Consider the following 16,680-nt stretch of genomic DNA (forward strand, 5'->3'; position numbering starts at 1 on the left):
GGCGGCCGCGGCGGGGGGCGGCCCGGGCCGGGGCGCGCGGGTCGTCCAGCCGGCCCGCCCGACCGCGGACACGGACTGGGCCGGCGAGCCGCCCTACGACCCGGACTTCGACGGACCGATCCGGCCGGGCGCCCGCCCGGCCGTGCCGGCCGCCCCGGCGTACGAGGGGTTCGACCCGGGCGACGAGCCGCTGGACGACGTGATCGACGAGCGGACCGCCCGGCAGTCCAGCGAGGAGCAGGCGGTCCAGCTGCTCCGCGAGACGTTCGGCGCCGAGAGGATCGACGAGGTCGACGCGCGCTGAGCGCGCGTCGACCGCCGAGGAGCTGTGCCGCCGCCCGACTAGGCTGGGCGCGGCCGACCCGACGACTGTGAGAAGGAGCCATCCGTGCGCCCAGGTGGACAGCCGAACATGCAGCAGATGCTGAAGCAGGCGCAGAAGATGCAGCAGCAGATCACCAAGGCCCAGGCCGAGCTGGCCGAGGCGGAGCTGACCGGCACCGCCGGCGGCGGGCTGGTCACCGCGACCGTGTCCGGGAACGGTGAGATCAAGAGCATCAAGATCGACCCCAAGGCGGTCGACCCGGAGGACGTGGAGACCCTGGAGGACCTGGTCGTCGCGGCCCTGCACAACGCCGCCGAGGCGGCCCGGGAGCTGACCGAGCAGAAGATGGGTCCGGTCGCCGGCGGGATGGGCGGCCTCGGCCTGCCCGGGTTCTGAGCGGCAGATGTACGAGGGTGCCATTCAGGACCTGATCGACGAGCTGGGTCGGCTGCCGGGCGTCGGCCCGAAGAGCGCCCAGCGGATCGCCTTCCACGTGCTGTCGGCGGATCCGGCGGACGTGAACCGGCTGGCCGGTGCGCTGCGCAAGGTCAAGGAGCTGGTGCGGTTCTGCACCACCTGCTACAACGTGGCCGAGTCGGAGCAGTGCCGGATCTGCCGCGACCCGCGCCGTACCGACGAGGTGCTCTGCGTGGTCGAGGAGCCGAAGGACGTGGTGGCGATCGAGCGGACCGGCGAGTTCCGCGGGCGCTACCACGTACTCGGCGGGGCGATCAATCCGTTGGAGGGGATCGGCCCGGACAGCCTGCGGATCCGGGAACTGATGACCCGGCTCGGCGGAGGCTCCGTGCGCGAGCTGATCCTGGCCACCGACCCGAACACCGAGGGCGAGGCGACCGCGACGTACCTGGCGTTGATGGTCAAGCCGATGGGGATCGCGGTGACCCGGCTGGCCAGCGGCCTACCCGTCGGCGGCGACCTCGAGTACGCCGACGAGATCACCCTGGGCCGCGCGTTCGAGGGCCGGCGGGCCGTCTGACCGTCGGCGGCGGTGCCGGGACGGTGCCGGTCGGGCCGGTGGCCCGACGACGCCTTCCCGGCGCCGGCGCACCACGCTGACCACCCGGGCCGGCCCTGGGCGGACGTCCGGAGGCTTCCGCGATGTGGGCGGGCCGCCCGGGGTATCCCCGACGTGGGCGGACGCCCGGAGGCTTCCGCGGTGTGGGCGGGCCGCCCGAGGTATCCGCGACGTGGGCGGGCGCCCGGAGGTACCGCGATGTGGGACGAGTGTGGTTCGCCACGCGCCCTCCGGCCGCTCGGCATGCTGCCCGCTTTGCGGTGATCCGTCCAATCCCACCATCTGCTCATGGCTGTGACAGTCCTGTTTGTCGGAAGATCGGATGCTGTCAGACCCGGCCGCTTGGTGTCGGCTTGATAGCGATTGCCTAACGGGCGTTCCGCTTCTGTGTGTCGTGTCATAGCCTCCCGCACACGGACTGAGTCACAGCTCGGCGTGGGATACGTGCATGACAGAGGTGAGAGATGCAGGCGAGCAGGCTTAAAGCGGCCGTGGCCCTTGCGGCCGCTGCCGCTCTGGCGGTCGGGGCGTCCGGCTGTGCCAAGAGCGAGCGCGACGAGGGCAGCGGTGGGGCCAAGACCGGCGGCACCTTCGTCTTCGCGGGCGCCGGTAACCCCAAGAACTTCGACCCGATCTTCAACGACGACGGAGAGTCGTTCCGGCCGATCCGGCAGATGTACGACACCCTCGTGCAGAACAAGCCGGGCACGGCCGATCTGCAGGGCGCGCTGGCGGAGAGCTGGGAGCACGACCCCGACGGCAAGGTCTGGACCTTCCACCTGCGCAAGGGCGTGAAGTTCCACGACGGCACCGATTTCAACGCCGCCGCGGTCTGCTTCAACTTCGACCGCTGGTTCAACATGAAGGGCGCCGCCGCCCAGTCGCAGATGATCTACTACTCGGACGTCTTCGGCGGTTTCGCCAAGAACGAGGCCGAGGGTGTCGGCGAGCCGGTCTACAACAAGTGTGAGGCGAAGGACGACGGCACCGCCGTCGTCACGATGAACCGGTACAAGGGCGCCTTCCCCGGCGCGTTCGCGCTGACCGCGCTCTCGATCGCGAGCCCCGAGGCGCTGAAGAAGTACGACGCCGACACGGTGAAGCAGAACGGCGACTCGTTCGAGTACAGCGCGTTCGCCAACGAGCACCCGGTGGGCACCGGCCCGTTCAAGTACGCCGGATGGGACAAGGCCAAGGGTGAGATCACCCTGGAGCGGAACCCCGACTACTGGGGCGAGAAGGCCAAGGTCGACAAGCTCGTCATCAAGATCATCGAGGACGAGAACACCCGCAAGCAGGAGCTGCGCGCCGGCACCGTCCAGGGCATCGACTTCCCGGCCCCGGCCGACCGCAAGGCGCTCTCGGGCGAGGGCTTCCAGGTCCTCGACCGCCCGGCGTTCAACATCCTCTACCTCGGCTTCAACCAGAAGAACCCGAAGCTGAAGGACCTGCGGGTGCGCCAGGCCATCGCCTACGCCCTCAACCGCCAGCAGCTCGTGCAGACCAAGGGCCCGGGTGGCACCAAGGTCGCCGACGAGTTCATGCCGGACACCGTGCTCGGCTACGCCCAGGACGTGCAGAAGTACGAGTACAACCCGGACAAGGCCAAGCAGCTGCTCAAGGAGGCCGGGGTCAGCAACCTGACCTTGAACTTCTACTACCCGACCGACGTGTCCCGGCCGTACATGCCGAACCCGCAGGAGATCTTCACCGTCCTGGCCAACGACCTCCAGGCCGTGGGCATCAAGGTCAACGGTGTGGCCCGCCCGTGGAACGGTGGCTACAAGGACGACGTGCAGCAGTTCGGCAAGCACGACCTGCACATCCTCGGCTGGACCGGTGACTACAACGACCCGGGCAACTTCGTCGGCACGTTCTTCGGCCGCAGCAAGGTCGAGTTCGGCGACCAGTCCATGACCGAGATGTTCGACGCCATCACCAAGGCCGACGCCACCGTCGACGAGGCCGGCAAGAAGGCCGCGTGGGAGCAGGTCAACCGCGACATCGCCGCCAAGTGGCTGCCGGCCGTGCCGGTCTGGCACGCCCCGCCGGCCATCGTGGTCACCAAGGACGTCAAGGGTCTGGTCGCCAGCCCGCTGACGGACGAGCGGTTCAACACCGTCAGCGTCGGCTGAGGACGCCTGATCCGCTGACGCGACACGGAATCGGCCCGGGCTGGGCTTACCCCCGCCCGGGCCGATTCGGCGGCTACCGAGAATCTGGTGTGTGAAAGATGTTGCGAGTCATAGTCCGCCGCCTGCTACAGCTGGTGGTGACCCTGATAGGGCTGTCCGCGCTGGTCTTCGTCTGGCTGCGGAACCTGCCGGGCGGGCCGATCGAGGCGCTGCTCGGTGAGCGGGCCACCCCGGAACGGCGGGCCCTGCTGATCAAGGCGCTCGGCTACGACCAGCCGATCCTGGTGCAGTACGCCAAGTTCATGCAGCGGCTGCTGACCGGCGACTTCGGTAACTCGATCCGGAGCGGCGATCCGGTCACCGAGGTGATCGGCCGCGCCTTTCCGGCCACCATCGAGCTGGCCGCGGCCGCCATGGTCATCGCGATCGGGCTCGGCGTGCCGCTCGGCTACCTGGCCGCCCGGCACCGCGGCCGGCTACTCGACAACATGAGCATCGCCGGCACCCTGCTCGGCATCTCGATTCCGATCTTCTTCCTGGGCTACCTGCTCAAGGACGTCTTCACCCAGAACATCCACTGGTTCCCGCCCTCGGGCCGGATGAGCACCGGCGTGGACAACACCGAGATCACCGGCTTCTTCGTCCTCGACGGTCTGCTCACGCGGGAGTTCGACGCCACCGCGGACGCGCTCTGGCACCTGGTCCTGCCGGCGCTCACCCTGGCCACCATCCCGCTGGCGGTGATCGTCCGGATCACCCGGGCCAGCGTGCTCGACGTGCTCAACGAGGACTTCGTCCGCACGGCCGAGGCGAAGGGCCTGCGGCACAAGACCATCCGGGGCCGGCACATCCTGCGCAACGCCCTGCTGCCGGTGGTCACCACCATCGGCCTGCAGACCGGCGCGCTGCTCTCCGGCGCGGTGCTCACCGAGCGGGTCTACAACTGGGGTGGCCTCGGTACGTTGATCTACAACTCGATCAGCGGCGGCCGGGACTACCCGGTGCTCCAGGCGCTGATCCTGCTGGCCGCGCTGGTCTTCGTGCTGGTCAACCTCCTGGTCGACCTCTCCTACGCCTTCATCGACCCGAGGGTGCGTGTGCGATGAGTGATCCGATCACCCGGCCCACGGCGAGCCCGCAACGCGAGAGCGTGGACCCCTCCGCCGTCGAGGAGAAGCGCGAGGGCATCCTGCCGCCCGGCCTCGACCGGCTCGGCGAGCGCAAGCGCGCCCGGTTGGAGCAGCTCGCCCAGGCCACCGCCGACAAGGGTGGCGTGAGCCTGGTCCGGGACGCGTTCCGCCGGCTGCGGCGCAACCCGACGGCGATCTTCGGCGCGTCCATCGTGGCGCTGTTCATCCTGGTGGCGATCTTCGCACCGCTGCTCGCGCCGCACGACCCCGCGCAGCGCTTCGACGAGCTGACGAAGAACCTCACCGTTGACAACATCCCCGGGGCCAGCAGCGAGTTCCCGTTGGGCTCCGACCCGCTCGGCCGGGACTTCCTGTCCCGCATGATCCACGGAAGCCGGCAGACCCTGTTCGTCGGCGTGCTCGCCACGTTCATCGGGCTGGCCCTGGGCGTGCTGGTCGGCGCGATCGCCGGTGCCTTCGGCGGTTGGGTCGACAACATCCTGATGCGCTTCACCGACGTGATGCTGGCGCTGCCGGCCCTGCTGCTGGCGATCAGCCTGGTGGCCATGGCCAGCCGGTCCAGCCAGTGGACGGTCATCATCGCGGTGGCCATCGTCAACGTGCCGATCTTCGCCCGGCTGCTGCGCGGTTCGATGCTTGCGCAACGGGAGAGCGACCACGTGCTGGCCGCCCGGGCGCTCGGCGTCAAGCAGGGGTCGATCGTGCTCCGGCACATGCTGCCCAATGCGATGACCGCGGTGATCGTGCAGGCCACGCTGACCCTCTCCACCGCGATCCTGGAGGCGGCGTCGCTCTCCTTCCTCGGCCTCGGTGACCCCGACATCAACCGCGCCGAGTGGGGCCTGATGCTCGGCGTGGACGGTCAGCGCTACTTCGAGGTCCGCCCCGAGCTGGCCTACTACCCGGCGGTCGCGATCATCATCGTCGCGCTCGGCTTCACCCTGCTGGGCGAGGGGATGCGCGAGGCGATCGACCCGAAGAGCCGGCGGTGACGGCGATGCGGCGGACCAGCACGGCCGGCCCCGGCCGGCGAGAGGACGTGACCCGATGAGCCTGCTCGACGTACGTGACCTGACCGTGGTGTTCCAGCGCCGTGGCGAGCGGCCGTTCACCGCGGTCGACAAGGTCAGCTTCAGCGTGGAGCCGGGGCAGACCGTGGGCCTGGTCGGCGAGTCCGGCTGTGGCAAGAGCGTGACCAGCCTGGCGATCATGGGCCTGCTGCCCAGGCGCGGCAACAAGGTCACCGGCGAGGTCAACTTCGACGGCACCGACCTGCTGAAGCTGCGCCCGGACGACCTGCGGGACCGGCGCGGCCGGGACATCGGCATGATCTTCCAGGACCCGCTCTCCTCGCTGAACCCGGTCGTGCCGATCGGCATCCAGGTGGCCGAGGTGCTGGAACGGCACCGGGGCATGGACCGCAAGGCGGCCCTGAAGGAGGCCCGGGAACTGCTCGACGCCGTCGGCATCCCGGACCCGAACCGGCGGCTCAAGGAATACCCGCACCAGATCTCCGGCGGCATGCGGCAGCGGGCGCTGATCGCCATCGCGTTGGCCTGCAAGCCGCGGCTGCTGATCGCGGACGAGCCGACCACCGCCCTGGACGTGACCATCCAGGCGCAGATCCTCACCCTGCTCAAGCAGCTCGTCGACGAGACCGGCACCGCGCTCATCATGATCACGCACGATCTGGGCGTGGTCGCCGGCCTCTGCGACACGGTCAACGTGCTCTACGGCGGCAAGGTGGTGGAGCGGGCGGCCCGGCACGAGCTGTTCGCCCGGCCGCGGCACCCGTACACGCACGGGCTGCTGAGTTCGGTGCCTCGGCTGGACTCGCCCCGGGGCGAGCGGCTGCACGCCATCCGTGGCTCGGTGGCCGACAACATCCCCTGGGGCGAGGGGTGTGCCTTCGCGCCGCGCTGCGACAACGTCGTGGACGCCTGCCTGGAGGGCACCCCGCCGCTGGAGCCCACCGCGACCGGCGGCGACCTGCGCTGCAACAACCCCGTTTCCGAGGAGGTGGCGGTCCCGTGACCGAGTCGACCGAGCGGACCGGACCCCTGGTCGAACTGCGCGACGTCAAGGTCCACTTCCCGGTGAAGAGCGGGGTGCTCTTCGACCGGACGGTCGGCTACGTCTACGCCGTGGACGGCGTCTCCCTCTCGATCAACCGGGGCGAGACGTACGGGCTGGTGGGCGAGTCCGGCTGCGGCAAGTCCACGCTGGGCCGGGGCCTGCTGCGGCTGGTCGAGCCGACCGACGGCGAGATCGTCTTCGACGGCACGGACGTCCGGTCGCTCAAGGGCGAGTCGATGCGCAAGGCCCGCCGCCGGATGCAGATGATCTTCCAGGACCCGCTGTCCAGTCTCGACCCCCGGCAGTCGGTGGAGTCGCTGCTGGTCGAGGGGCTCAAGGCGCACGGGCTGGCCGGCGACAAGGCGGCCACCGCCAAGCGGCTGCGGGACACCCTGGCCGCGGTCGGCCTGCCCGCCTCCGCGTTGAGCAAGTATCCGCACGAGTTCTCCGGCGGGCAGCGGCAGCGCATCGGCATCGCCCGGGCGCTGGTGCTCGACCCGGAACTGATCGTCGCCGACGAGCCGGTCTCCGCGCTGGACGTGTCGATCCAGGCCCAGGTGCTCAACCTGCTCGAGGACATCCAGAACGATCGCGGCCTGACGTACCTGATCATCGCGCACGACCTCGCGGTGGTCCGGCACATCGCGGACACCGTCGGGGTGATGTACCTCGGTGGCCTGGTCGAGGAGGCGTCCAGCGACGACCTCTACCGGGAGCCGATGCACCCGTACACGAAGGCGCTGATGTCGGCGGTGCCGGTGCCGGACCCGCAGGTGGAGGACCGCCGCGAGCGGATCCTGCTCGCCGGCGACCTGCCCTCGCCGACGAACCCGCCGGCCGGCTGCCGGTTCCACACCCGGTGCCCGTGGGCCCAGCCGACCCGCTGCGCCGAGGAGCGGCCGGCGCTGCGCGAGGTGCTCGACGGCCACCGGGTCGCGTGCCACTACGCCGAGGACATCGCGGCCGGCCGGATCCGGCCGCACGAGGTCGAGCCGGAACTTGTCCGGCCGGACGACGGCGCCGCGCCGGGCGACACCGGTGAGCTGATCCCGACCCCGTGACACCGCACGAGGCCCCCTTCCCGAGCCGGGAAGGGGGCCTCGTCGTGGGTCAGCCCTCGGGGCGGTTCAGCAGGGCGACCGCGATGGTGTGCACCGCGTCCAGCCCGGCCGGGTCGGCCAGCGCCGCCTTCCCGCCGGTCACCACGTACCACTCGTCGGCGTCCTTGTACTGCACCCGCAGGACGACCTGCCCGTCGGCCCACTCGGTGCGCAGGGTGAGTTCCCCGGTCACCACGCCGACCTCGTCGGTCATCACGCCGCCCGGCCCGGCCGTGAGGTCGGTGCTCCGCTGCTGCGTCCCGCCGGCCGGCGGGGTCGTGTCGGCGGCCATGCCGGCGCCGGAGACGTCGGCCGGGGCGGCCGGCGCCCCGTCGGCCGTCATGCCGGCCGAGGTCGGGCCCGGCGGGGTCGCGCCGGCGGGCGCCGCCGCCTCCGCACCCGACGCGGGCGCGGTCGCCGCCGCCCCGCCCGCCGGGTCCGGCGCCTGCTCCGGTGCCGGCGTACCGCCGGACCCGGTCACCGCTTGCTCGCTCATCCGGCTCCCTCGTTCCGCTCGCTGGCCGCCCCGCCGGTGCGGAGATCCGCTCGCCGGCGCCCGCTCACGGGCAGCCCTCCAACATGTCGGTCAACGCGGCCTTCTCGGCGCTGGTCACCGTGAGCCGCCAGTAGTGCTTCACCGCCACCCAGTCGGCCGCGTACTGGCACCAGTAGGACCGGCTGGGCGGCTTCCACTGGGACGGGTCCTGATCACCCTTTGCCCGGTTGGACCGCTGCGAAACCGCCACCAGCTGGGGCCGGGTCAGGTCGTTGGCGAAATCGCCGCGCTTCGAGTCGTCCCACTCGTCGGCGCCCGACCGCCACGCGTTGGCCAGCGGCACGATGTGGTCGATGTCCACGTCGGCGGGATCGGTCAGTGCCATCCCGTCGTACACACTCTCCCAGCGGCCACCGACCACGTTGCAACCGGAGAGCTTGATGCCCTCCCCGTCCCGCTGCAGCACGCTGTCCCGCACATCGCAGTTCTTGCCGGTGCCCCGCCAGTGCGGGAAATGGGTCCGGCTGTAACCCTTCATCGAACCGGCCGCCGCGACGGTCAGCTCGCCGAGCTGCTGGTTGACGTTGCCCGTGGCGCTCGGCGACGCCCCCGGCTCGTCGGCCATCGGCACACAGCCGGACACGCCGATCACCAGCACCGCGGTGAGCGCAGCCGCCGAACCGGCACGGGCTCCTGATCTCGTACGCACAGACGACACCTCTTTAGCTTGCGGGCTCCCGGCGAGTCCGCACAGTACCCGGCGGCGGATTCGGTGATTCGTGGCGTCGGGACCCGGGGCCCGGCAGAGTGGACTTCCATGACCCCACCGGCCTCCGCGCTCCGCACCGGCACCGCCGCCGGCCGGGGCACCCTGCTCGCCGCGACCCTCGCCTCCGGCATGGTCTTCCTGGACAGCACCGTCGTCAACGTGGCGCTGCCCCGGCTCGGGGCGGACCTCGACGCCACCGTGGCGGATCTCCAGTGGACGGTGAACGGCTACCTGCTCATGCTGGCCGCGTTCGTGCTGCTCGGCGGCGCGCTCGGCGACCGGTTCGGCCGGCGGCGGATCTTCCTGCTCGGGGTGGTGTGGTTCGCCCTGGCGTCGGTGCTCTGCGGACTGTCCCAGGGGATCGGCTGGCTGATCGCGGCGCGGTTCCTCCAGGGCGCCGGCGGGGCGCTGCTCACCCCCGGCTCGCTCGCCGTGCTCCAGGCCAGCTTCCATCCCGACGACCGGGGCAAGGCGATCGGCATCTGGTCCGGGCTCTCCGGGGTGGCCACCACGCTCGGCCCACTGCTCGGCGGCTGGCTCATCGACGCGTTCTCCTGGCGGTGGATCTTCTTCGTGAACGTGCCGCTGGCCGTCGGGGTGGTGCTCGCCGCGCTGCGCTGGGTGCCCGAGAGCCGGGACGTGGCGGCCTCGCGGACCGGGGCGGGACGGCGGTTCGACGTGGCGGGCGCACTGCTCGGCGCGCTGGGCCTGGGCGGCGTCACGTACGCGCTGATCGACGCACCGGCGCGCGGCGCCCGCTCCCCGGCGGTGCTGGCCGCGGCGGTGGCCGGGGTGCTCGCCGTGGTGGTGTTCGTGCTCGTCGAGCGGCGGCGCGGCGACAGCGCGATGCTGCCCACCGGGCTGTTCGGCAGCCGGCTCTTCTCGGTACTGAACGTCTTCACCGTGGTGGTGTACGCGGCGCTCGGTGGGTTCACCTTCTTCCTCGCCGTCTACCTGCAGAACGTGGTCGGCTGGTCCGCGCTGCTCACCGGCCTGGCCACGGTGCCGATGACGGTGCTGCTGCTGCTCGGTTCGTCGCGCGCCGGGGCGATGGCCGCCCGGATCGGCCCGCGGTTGCCGCTGACCGTCGGCCCGGTGGTCGCGGCGGCCGGTCTGCTGCTGCTGCGCCGCGTCGGGCCGGGCGCGTCGTACTGGACGGATGTGCTGCCCGGGGTGGTCCTGTTCGGAGCGGGCCTGACCCTCGTGGTGGCGCCGCTGACCGCCTCGGTGCTGGCGGCGGTGGCGGACCGCTTCGCCGGGGTGGCGAGCGGGTTCAACAACGCCGCCTCGCGGGCCGGCGGCCTGCTCGCGGTGGCCGCGCTGCCGCTGCTGGTCGGCCTCTCCGGCACCGGTTACGAGCAGAAGGGCGCGCTCGCCGGCGCGTACCGGGGGGCGTTGGCGTGGTGCGCGGGCCTGTTGGTGGCGGGCGCGGTGCTCGCCGCCGCGCTCATCCACCGACCCCGGAAAGAAGGCGGGGCCCCCGCGTCACGCTGAGGCCCCGCCTGCCGAGATCAGCCCCGGGCGCGGTTGACGGCGCTGGTGACCGCCTTGATCGAGGCGGTCACGATGTTGGCGTCGACGCCGACGCCCCAGACCGTGGCACCGTCCACCTCGCACTCCACGTACGCGGCGGCCTGCGCGTCCCCACCCGAGGAGAGGGCGTGCTCGTGGTAGTCGAGCACCCGTACCGCCACGCCCAGCGACTGCAGCGCGTTGACGTACGCGTCGATCGGGCCGTTGCCGACCGCGGTGAGCGGGCGGACCGCGTCGCCGGTGCCGACCTGCGCCTCGATCTCCACCTTGCCGTCGGCGGTGCCGATGGTGTAGCCGGCCAGGGTGACCGCCGGGTCGACCTGGTGGTCGACCAGGTAGTTGCGGGCGAAGATCTCCCACATGGTGCCCGGCTCGACCTCGCCGCCGTCGTGGTCGGTGACCTGCTGGACCACGCCGGAGAACTCGATCTGGAGGCGGCGCGGCAGGTCGAGCTGGTGCTCGGTCTTCATGATGTACGCGACGCCGCCCTTGCCGGACTGCGAGTTGACCCGGATGACCGCCTCGTAGGTGCGGCCCAGGTCCTTCGGGTCGATCGGCAGGTAGGGCACCGCCCAGCTGAACTCGTCGACCGGCACCCCGGCCGCCGCCGCGTCGGCGTGCAGGGCGTCGAAGCCCTTCTTGATCGCGTCCTGGTGCGAGCCGGAGAAGGCGGTGTAGACCAGGTCGCCCGCGTACGGGTGCCGCTCGTGCACCGGCAGCTGGTTGCAGTACTCGACGGCCCGCTTGATCTCGTCGATGTTCGAGAAGTCGATCATCGGGTCGATGCCCTGGGAGAACAGGTTCAGCCCCAGGGTGACCAGGTCGACGTTGCCGGTGCGCTCGCCGTTGCCGAACAGGCAGCCCTCCACGCGGTCGGCGCCGGCCAGCAGGCCCAGCTCGGCGGCGGCCACGCCGGTGCCCCGGTCGTTGTGCGGGTGCAGGCTCAGCACCAGGCTGTCCCGTCGGGGGAGGTGCCGGTGCATCCACTCGATGGAGTCGGCGTAGACGTTCGGCGTGGCCATCTCGACGGTGGCCGGCAGGTTGATGATCAGCTTCCGGTCCGGGGTCGGCTCGATCACCTCGATGACCTTGGTGCAGACCTCCAGCGCGTACTCCAGCTCGGTGCCGGTGTACGACTCGGGCGAGTACTCGTAGTAGATCTCGGTGTCCGGGGTGTGGATCTCGGCGTACTTCTGGCAGAGCCGCGCCGCGCTCGTCGCGATGTCGGTGATGCCGTCCCGGTCCAGGCCGAAGACCACCCGGCGCTGCAGCGTCGAGGTGGAGTTGTAGAAGTGCACGATGGCCCGGCGCGCGCCGCGCAGCGACTCGAACGTCCGGTCGATCAGGTGCTCCCGGCACTGGGTGAGCACCTGGATGGTGACGTCGGAGGGGATCAGGTCCTGCTCGATCAGCTGCCGGACGAAGTCGAAGTCGGTCTGGCTGGCCGACGGGAAGCCGACCTCGATCTCCTTGTAGCCCATCTGCACGAGCAGCTGGAACATCCGGCGCTTGCGCTCCGGCGACATCGGGTCGATCAGCGCCTGGTTGCCGTCGCGCAGGTCCACCGCGCACCAGCGGGGCGCGGCCTCGACCCGGCGGGTCGGCCAGGCGCGGTCCGGCAGGTCGACGCGGAACTGCTGGTCGTACGGCAGGTAGCGGTGGAAGGGCATCCGGCTGGGGCGCTGCCGGGCGATCGGATCGGTCTCGGCGTCGGTGACAGGTTGAGCCATCTCGGTGTGCTCCCTGGGAACATGTGGCGTCAGCAGATCGGAAGGTGTCGGCGTGGGGGCCGCGCGACGGTGCGCGGCGGAGCCGAGAAGAAGATCGGATGTGCTGGACGGCGCGGTTCAACTCCGCGACGAGGTGCCGGCCGGTTAGGCCTCGTCGCGGCAGCCAAGGAGAAGGAACGCCCGCCACATGACTAGGTCACCCTACGTGGTGAGACCGGCGGTGGGAAGGCGGGTCCGGACTATGGGACCGGAGTCACCGCCCGCTCCGCCACCGGCTCGCCCAGCCGCGGCATCCGCCCGGCCCACGCCACCGCCGGCACGATCACCAGGCCGACCAGGGCGAAGATCGCCGCCGCCGGGTACCAGCCCCAGCCGCCGGTGGTCACGCCGAGCGCGGTGAGCCCGGCCGGGGCGATCAGGTACTGCAGCTGCGAGCCGAGCTGGAACGCCCCCACGTACGCGCCGCGCTGGGCGGCCGGCGGCAGCGTGGCGGTGAGCCCCCAGGCGCCCGCCGACTCGATCAGTTCCGCCAGGATGAGCAGCGTCGCGGCGGCCACCAGCACCACCACGGTGAGCGCGCCCCGGGTCGCCCCGGAGACCGGCAGCACCAGGCAGAACAGGGCGATCAGCAGGGCACCCCGGCGGGACGCCCGGGCCGCGCCCGGCGCGGTGTCGGCGCCCCGGCTGGCGCGTACCTGGAGCAGCACGATCAACACCGTGTTGAACAGCACCAGCCCGGCGATCAGCGTCTTCGGGGCGTCGGTGTGGGTGAGGATCCAGAGCGGCATGACCGTCAGGTACAGCGTCTGGTGGGCGGTGAGCAGCCCGGAGAGCAGGGACACCGTCATGAACGGCCGGTCCCGCAGCACCGCGAACCGGCTCATCGGCTCCACCGCCCGGGTCACCTCGGGCAGCCGCGGCAGCCGTTGCACGAAGATCGAGGTCACCAGGAACACCGCCGCGATGAACCAGGCCATCGCCCGGTACGCCGCCATGGTGTCCACCGCGAGCACCAGCCCGCTGATCACCGCGCCCAGCCCGAATCCGACGTTCAGCAGGGAACGTTGGTACGCCATCGCGGTGACCCGCTCGGCCGGCGGCAGCGCGTTGATCGAGTAGACCTGGCGGGCGGTGCCGGCGGCCGCGTGGACCAGGGCGAGCGCGACCACCACGGCGAGGAATCCGAGGAAGCCGCCCACGAGGGGATACGCCCCGAAGAGCGCCGCCTCCAGCAGCAGCCCGAGCACCCAGACCCGCTGCGGGCCGTACCGGTCGGTCAGCCCGCCCAGCGGCACCGCGCCCAGCAGCGACACCCCCGCCGCGACGGACAGGCCCAGCCCCACCTGGGCGGCGCTGAGCCCGAGCGCCCGGGTGAAGAAGACGGCGCTGCCGGCCTGGAACAGGCCGCTTCCCACGGCGTAGACCATGGCCTGCACGGCCAGGGCGCGGGTCAGCCCGGCCGGCGGTACGACGTCCCGGACGGCGGTACGGATGGTGTCTGCGGCCCCCATGACGGCTGAGCCAAGCGGACCCCCCACCGTCCGGTCGAGCGATTTAGGCTGAGCCGAATTCACGGGGGTGCGGGTGTCCGAGTTGCGGTTCGAGCCGGCCGATGTGGCGGGCGTACGGTTCAGCCTCTCGCCGGTGTGGGAGACCGTCTCCAGCCTCTGGGCGCTCGACAACCCGGTCCGGCACGCCGTGCACCTGGCCTGGTTCGACCGGGCCCGGGTGACCGCCCGCCGCCCCGACGTGGTCGACCGGATCCGGCCGTTGCGGGAGCTGGCGCGGCCCGGCCGTTGGCTGCCCGACTTCCTCACCCCGGCGGCCGCCCGGGCCGACGTGACCGTCGAGGAGCAGCTCGACCAGATCGCGGCCACCCCGCCCGACGTGGTGGTGCGGGACCTGGTGTCCACCACCCCGAGCGGGCCGCTGTCCCGGTTCGGGCAGGCTCTGCTGGTCGCGCCGCGCGAGCTGCTGCCGCCGCTCGTCGACGCGGTGCGGGTCTGGCACGACGAGGCGATCGCGCCGGACTGGGCGCGGATGCGGGCGCTGCTGGAGGCGGATGTCGCGCACCGCGCGGCCCAGCTCGCCGAGGGTGGCGCCGGCCGGGTGCTGGACGAACTGCATCCGAGCCTGCACTGGCTCGGCGACCGGGTGGTCAGCGACGACCCGTTCGAGCGGGACTTCGACCTGGGCGGGCGTGGCCTGGCGCTCAACCCGGGGATCTTCACGGACCGGCGGGTGCTCTGGAACCTGCTCGAGGAGTCGATGCCCGCCGGGACGTACCCGGTCCGGGCGGTCGGCACGTTGTGGGAGACCTGTCCCGCGCCGCCCGGGGACCCGCTGGCCCGGGTGATGGGTTCGGGGCGGGCCGCGCTGCTGCACCTGCTCGACTCGCCGGCCACCACCACCGATCTGGCCCGGCGTACCGGCCTGTCCGGCGGGGGCGTCTCGCAGCACCTGGCGGCGCTGCACGCCGCCGGGCTGGTGGCTCGCAGCCGGCGCGGCCGGCACGTCTTCTACCGCAACACCGAGGCCGCGATGGTCCTGCTCCGCGCCGCCCGGGGCGACTGAGGGGGGTCGATTCCCCGGCCCGGTGCGAGGTGCGGCGGCCGGGGTGCCCGCACGGCCGTGCGTGCCGCCCTCCGGTCGCGGTGGGTGCCGCCTCCGGACGAAGGACGGGGCGGGGCGGTCAGCGGAGCAGGAGGGCGGCCAGCGGGTGGCGGTGCCGCAGGGCGGTTTCCCGGGCGAGCAGGTCGGGCGGCAGGGCGTACGGGTCGCCGAGCCGGCCGACGGCGGCCACCACCAGCGGCCGGACCTCGGCCGCGAGGTCCAGTTCGGCGGCGAGGCCGGCCCGGTCGAAGCGGGTGAGCTGGCGGACGTGCAGGCCGAGCGCGGTGGCCTGGACGGTGAGGTGGGCGATCGCCTGACCCAGGTCGTACGCGGCCCGCTCCGCCGCGCCCGGCCCGGCCGCGCCGGTGTGCGCGCCGACCAGCAGGGCCGCGGCGTGCCGGGCCCAGCGCTGCTCGGGGTCGGGGAGGCTGACCAGGATCCGTTTCCAGGTCTCGTCCTGGCGGTGCCCGAGGGCGAACCGCCAGGGCTGCGCGTTGGCCGCCGACGGCGCCCAGCGGGCCGCCTCGAGCAGCGAGGTCGCCTCGTCGCCGGCGAGCTCGGCGTGCGGGTCGAACGCGCGAGGGCTCCAGCGGAAGGCGAGCAGCGGGGTGAGGTCGGTCATGAGGGAAGCATCCCAGATGCACGTTTTGCCCTGTCTGACGGGTCGGTCAGATGTGGCCAAGAGCACCCGTAACGGACAAGTGCCTCAAGGCGTTCCCGTGCTCGCGCTGTCGGTCGGCTCCGGCGCCTCCCGCCCGACCGGGTCGCCCTCGACGACCGGTCCGGCCAGCGGCACGGTGGCCGGCGCCGGCCCCGGCTCGCCGGCCAGCCGGAGCGTCCCGAAGGCGGCCCGGACCGCGGTCGGGGTGCCGTCCGGCCGGTAGCAGTAGATCCCGACGTCCAGCGGGGCGTTCAGCGACGCCGAGGTGGTGTCGACCGCGTAGCAGTCGCCGGTGGCGCTGGTGGGCGCGGTCGCCGGGGAGACGGCCAGCGGCGCCCGCCGGTCGGTGAGCACCTCCAGCCAGTCGGTGAACGGATGCTGCACCCGGGGGTCCAGCTTCCGGGGCAGCGCGTCGTCGGGGTCGCCGAGGCGTACGCAGCTCCCCGACGCCGGCCGCCCCGGCGACGGCAGCGCGCACTGGAACAGCCCGTCGCCGTTCGCCGCGAGGGAGACGTCGACCGTGCCGCCCCAGCCCCAACCGGGCACGTCGACCCGCCAGCTGCCGTCGTTCGCGCTGGTCACCGTGATGGTCCGGTCCGGCCCGTCGCCCGTGACGAGCAGGTACGTGGCGGTCAGGTGCCGATCCTGGGCGGCGGCGGCCAGCGCGGCCAACTCGTCCCGGGCCGCGTCCGCCTCCGCCGGCGCCGGGTCGGCGGTGCTGGCCGGCGCCGGCCGGGGCGGGTCGGCGGTGCAGGCGGCCAGCAGTGCGGGCAGGGCGATCGCCAGGACGCCGGCCAGTCGTCGGGCCGCGCGGAGGTGTGCGTGCACCGGGACATTCTGCGGTGCCCGACCGGGTGCGGGGAGCCCGCCGTACGGCTGGCTTCCCGGCGTGTCGCGCGGACCTCGACGGGCGGGCGCGCCGCTGGTGAGCCGCCCATGCCGGGCCGGATGGTGGGATCACCCGACCCGGCGGCCGACGCCGCCCGATACGCTGAGGAGGTCTGACACGCGCCGCCGGACCTCGGACCGGCGGCGTCGGCACGCTCAGGGTCGTC

15 protein-coding genes and 1 pseudogene are annotated in these 16,680 nt (G+C 72.3%); 10 read left to right on the forward strand and 6 right to left on the reverse strand.

Features of this window, described 5'->3' with window-relative positions; all coding sequences use genetic code 11:
• The 8 genes and pseudogenes from LQ51_RS07610 to LQ51_RS07645 form a co-directional block, all read left to right on the forward strand.
• Positions 1 to 304, forward strand: a pseudogene (locus LQ51_RS07610) (DNA polymerase III subunit gamma and tau); the annotation flags it as partial.
• A gap of 108 nt (positions 305 to 412) precedes the next feature.
• A complete protein-coding gene (locus LQ51_RS07615; RefSeq protein WP_046563980.1) occupies positions 413 to 721 on the forward strand; it encodes a YbaB/EbfC family nucleoid-associated protein in 309 nt (102 codons plus the stop codon).
• A gap of 7 nt (positions 722 to 728) precedes the next feature.
• Positions 729 to 1,322, forward strand: coding sequence for a recombination mediator RecR (gene recR / locus LQ51_RS07620; protein WP_046563981.1), 594 nt, complete (start codon positions 729 to 731; stop codon positions 1,320 to 1,322).
• A gap of 503 nt (positions 1,323 to 1,825) precedes the next feature.
• A complete protein-coding gene (locus LQ51_RS07625) occupies positions 1,826 to 3,496 on the forward strand; it encodes an ABC transporter substrate-binding protein (protein ID WP_046563982.1) in 1,671 nt (556 codons plus the stop codon).
• Positions 3,497 to 3,594: 98 nt separating this feature from the next.
• Positions 3,595 to 4,602 (forward strand): ABC transporter permease, encoded by a 1,008-nt coding sequence (locus LQ51_RS07630; protein ID WP_046563983.1) that lies wholly within the window; start codon positions 3,595 to 3,597, stop codon positions 4,600 to 4,602.
• Positions 4,599 to 5,639: an ABC transporter permease gene (locus LQ51_RS07635; RefSeq protein WP_082159314.1), complete on the forward strand. Its 1,041-nt coding sequence runs from the start codon at positions 4,599 to 4,601 to the stop codon at positions 5,637 to 5,639. Before LQ51_RS07630 ends, LQ51_RS07635 begins: the two co-directional genes overlap by 4 nt.
• Before the next feature lie 55 nt (positions 5,640 to 5,694).
• Positions 5,695 to 6,681, forward strand: a complete 987-nt coding sequence (locus LQ51_RS07640) for an ABC transporter ATP-binding protein (protein ID WP_046563984.1) — start codon at positions 5,695 to 5,697, stop codon at positions 6,679 to 6,681.
• Positions 6,678 to 7,784 (forward strand): ABC transporter ATP-binding protein, encoded by a 1,107-nt coding sequence (locus tag LQ51_RS07645; RefSeq protein ID WP_046563985.1) that lies wholly within the window; start codon positions 6,678 to 6,680, stop codon positions 7,782 to 7,784. The genes LQ51_RS07640 and LQ51_RS07645 overlap by 4 nt, the downstream gene beginning before the upstream one ends.
• A gap of 49 nt (positions 7,785 to 7,833) precedes the next feature.
• On the opposite strand, the gene LQ51_RS07650 is transcribed toward LQ51_RS07645, so the two are convergent.
• Both LQ51_RS07650 and LQ51_RS07655 read right to left on the reverse strand, forming a co-directional pair.
• A complete protein-coding gene (locus LQ51_RS07650; protein ID WP_046563986.1) occupies positions 7,834 to 8,319 on the reverse strand; it encodes a hypothetical protein in 486 nt (161 codons plus the stop codon).
• A 64-nt stretch (positions 8,320 to 8,383) separates the two neighbouring features.
• Positions 8,384 to 8,944 carry an HNH endonuclease family protein gene (locus tag LQ51_RS07655; RefSeq protein ID WP_197087564.1) on the reverse strand — a complete coding sequence of 187 codons (561 nt, stop codon included), beginning with the start codon at positions 8,942 to 8,944 and terminating at the stop codon, positions 8,384 to 8,386.
• A 192-nt stretch (positions 8,945 to 9,136) separates the two neighbouring features.
• Here LQ51_RS07655 and LQ51_RS07660 point away from each other — a divergent pair, with 192 nt between their 5' ends.
• Entirely contained in the window at positions 9,137 to 10,582 is a 1,446-nt protein-coding gene (locus LQ51_RS07660; RefSeq protein WP_046563988.1) for an MFS transporter, read from the forward strand.
• 17 nt (positions 10,583 to 10,599) lie between these two features.
• Here the strand turns inward: LQ51_RS07660 and leuA are convergent, their stop codons facing one another.
• Both leuA and LQ51_RS07670 read right to left on the reverse strand, forming a co-directional pair.
• The gene (gene leuA, locus LQ51_RS07665) at positions 10,600 to 12,351 is read right to left on the reverse strand and encodes a 2-isopropylmalate synthase (protein WP_046563989.1); all 1,752 of its coding nucleotides are present in this window, start codon (positions 12,349 to 12,351) and stop codon (positions 10,600 to 10,602) included.
• Positions 12,352 to 12,590: 239 nt separating this feature from the next.
• Positions 12,591 to 13,862, reverse strand: coding sequence for an MFS transporter (locus tag LQ51_RS07670; RefSeq protein ID WP_046563990.1), 1,272 nt, complete (start codon positions 13,860 to 13,862; stop codon positions 12,591 to 12,593).
• Between the two features lie 73 nt (positions 13,863 to 13,935).
• Here LQ51_RS07670 and LQ51_RS34340 point away from each other — a divergent pair, with 73 nt between their 5' ends.
• Positions 13,936 to 14,925 carry an ArsR/SmtB family transcription factor gene (locus LQ51_RS34340; protein ID WP_156313000.1) on the forward strand — a complete coding sequence of 330 codons (990 nt, stop codon included), beginning with the start codon at positions 13,936 to 13,938 and terminating at the stop codon, positions 14,923 to 14,925.
• Positions 14,926 to 15,043: 118 nt separating this feature from the next.
• Here the strand turns inward: LQ51_RS34340 and LQ51_RS07680 are convergent, their stop codons facing one another.
• Together LQ51_RS07680 and LQ51_RS07685 are read right to left on the reverse strand one after the other, a co-directional pair.
• Positions 15,044 to 15,586 (reverse strand): nitroreductase family protein, encoded by a 543-nt coding sequence (locus tag LQ51_RS07680; protein ID WP_046563992.1) that lies wholly within the window; start codon positions 15,584 to 15,586, stop codon positions 15,044 to 15,046.
• A gap of 84 nt (positions 15,587 to 15,670) precedes the next feature.
• Positions 15,671 to 16,453, reverse strand: a complete 783-nt coding sequence (locus LQ51_RS07685; RefSeq protein WP_231605536.1) for a hypothetical protein — start codon at positions 16,451 to 16,453, stop codon at positions 15,671 to 15,673.
• Positions 16,454 to 16,680 lie beyond the last annotated feature (227 nt).

The organism is Micromonospora sp. HK10, assembly GCF_000982955.1.
Lineage (GTDB): Bacteria > Actinomycetota > Actinomycetes > Mycobacteriales > Micromonosporaceae > Micromonospora.

What these genes read in the sequence shown, in the direction of transcription:
- recR (WP_046563981.1), top strand. Translation starts at nt 729, where the DNA reads ATGTACGAGGGTGCCATTCAGGACCTGATCGACGAGCTGGGTCGGCTG.
- LQ51_RS07630 (WP_046563983.1), top strand. Translation starts at nt 3,595, where the DNA reads ATGTTGCGAGTCATAGTCCGCCGCCTGCTACAGCTGGTGGTGACCCTG.
- LQ51_RS07615 (WP_046563980.1), top strand. Translation starts at nt 413, where the DNA reads ATGCAGCAGATGCTGAAGCAGGCGCAGAAGATGCAGCAGCAGATCACC.
- LQ51_RS07660 (WP_046563988.1), top strand. Translation starts at nt 9,137, where the DNA reads ATGACCCCACCGGCCTCCGCGCTCCGCACCGGCACCGCCGCCGGCCGG.
- LQ51_RS07625 (WP_046563982.1), top strand. Translation starts at nt 1,826, where the DNA reads ATGCAGGCGAGCAGGCTTAAAGCGGCCGTGGCCCTTGCGGCCGCTGCC.
- LQ51_RS07655 (WP_197087564.1), bottom strand. Translation starts at nt 8,944, where the DNA reads ATGGCCGACGAGCCGGGGGCGTCGCCGAGCGCCACGGGCAACGTCAAC.
- leuA (WP_046563989.1), bottom strand. Translation starts at nt 12,351, where the DNA reads ATGGCTCAACCTGTCACCGACGCCGAGACCGATCCGATCGCCCGGCAG.
- LQ51_RS07680 (WP_046563992.1), bottom strand. Translation starts at nt 15,586, where the DNA reads ATGACCGACCTCACCCCGCTGCTCGCCTTCCGCTGGAGCCCTCGCGCG.
- LQ51_RS07650 (WP_046563986.1), bottom strand. Translation starts at nt 8,319, where the DNA reads ATGAGCGAGCAAGCGGTGACCGGGTCCGGCGGTACGCCGGCACCGGAG.
- LQ51_RS07640 (WP_046563984.1), top strand. Translation starts at nt 5,695, where the DNA reads ATGAGCCTGCTCGACGTACGTGACCTGACCGTGGTGTTCCAGCGCCGT.
- LQ51_RS07670 (WP_046563990.1), bottom strand. Translation starts at nt 13,862, where the DNA reads ATGGGGGCCGCAGACACCATCCGTACCGCCGTCCGGGACGTCGTACCG.
- LQ51_RS07635 (WP_082159314.1), top strand. Translation starts at nt 4,599, where the DNA reads ATGAGTGATCCGATCACCCGGCCCACGGCGAGCCCGCAACGCGAGAGC.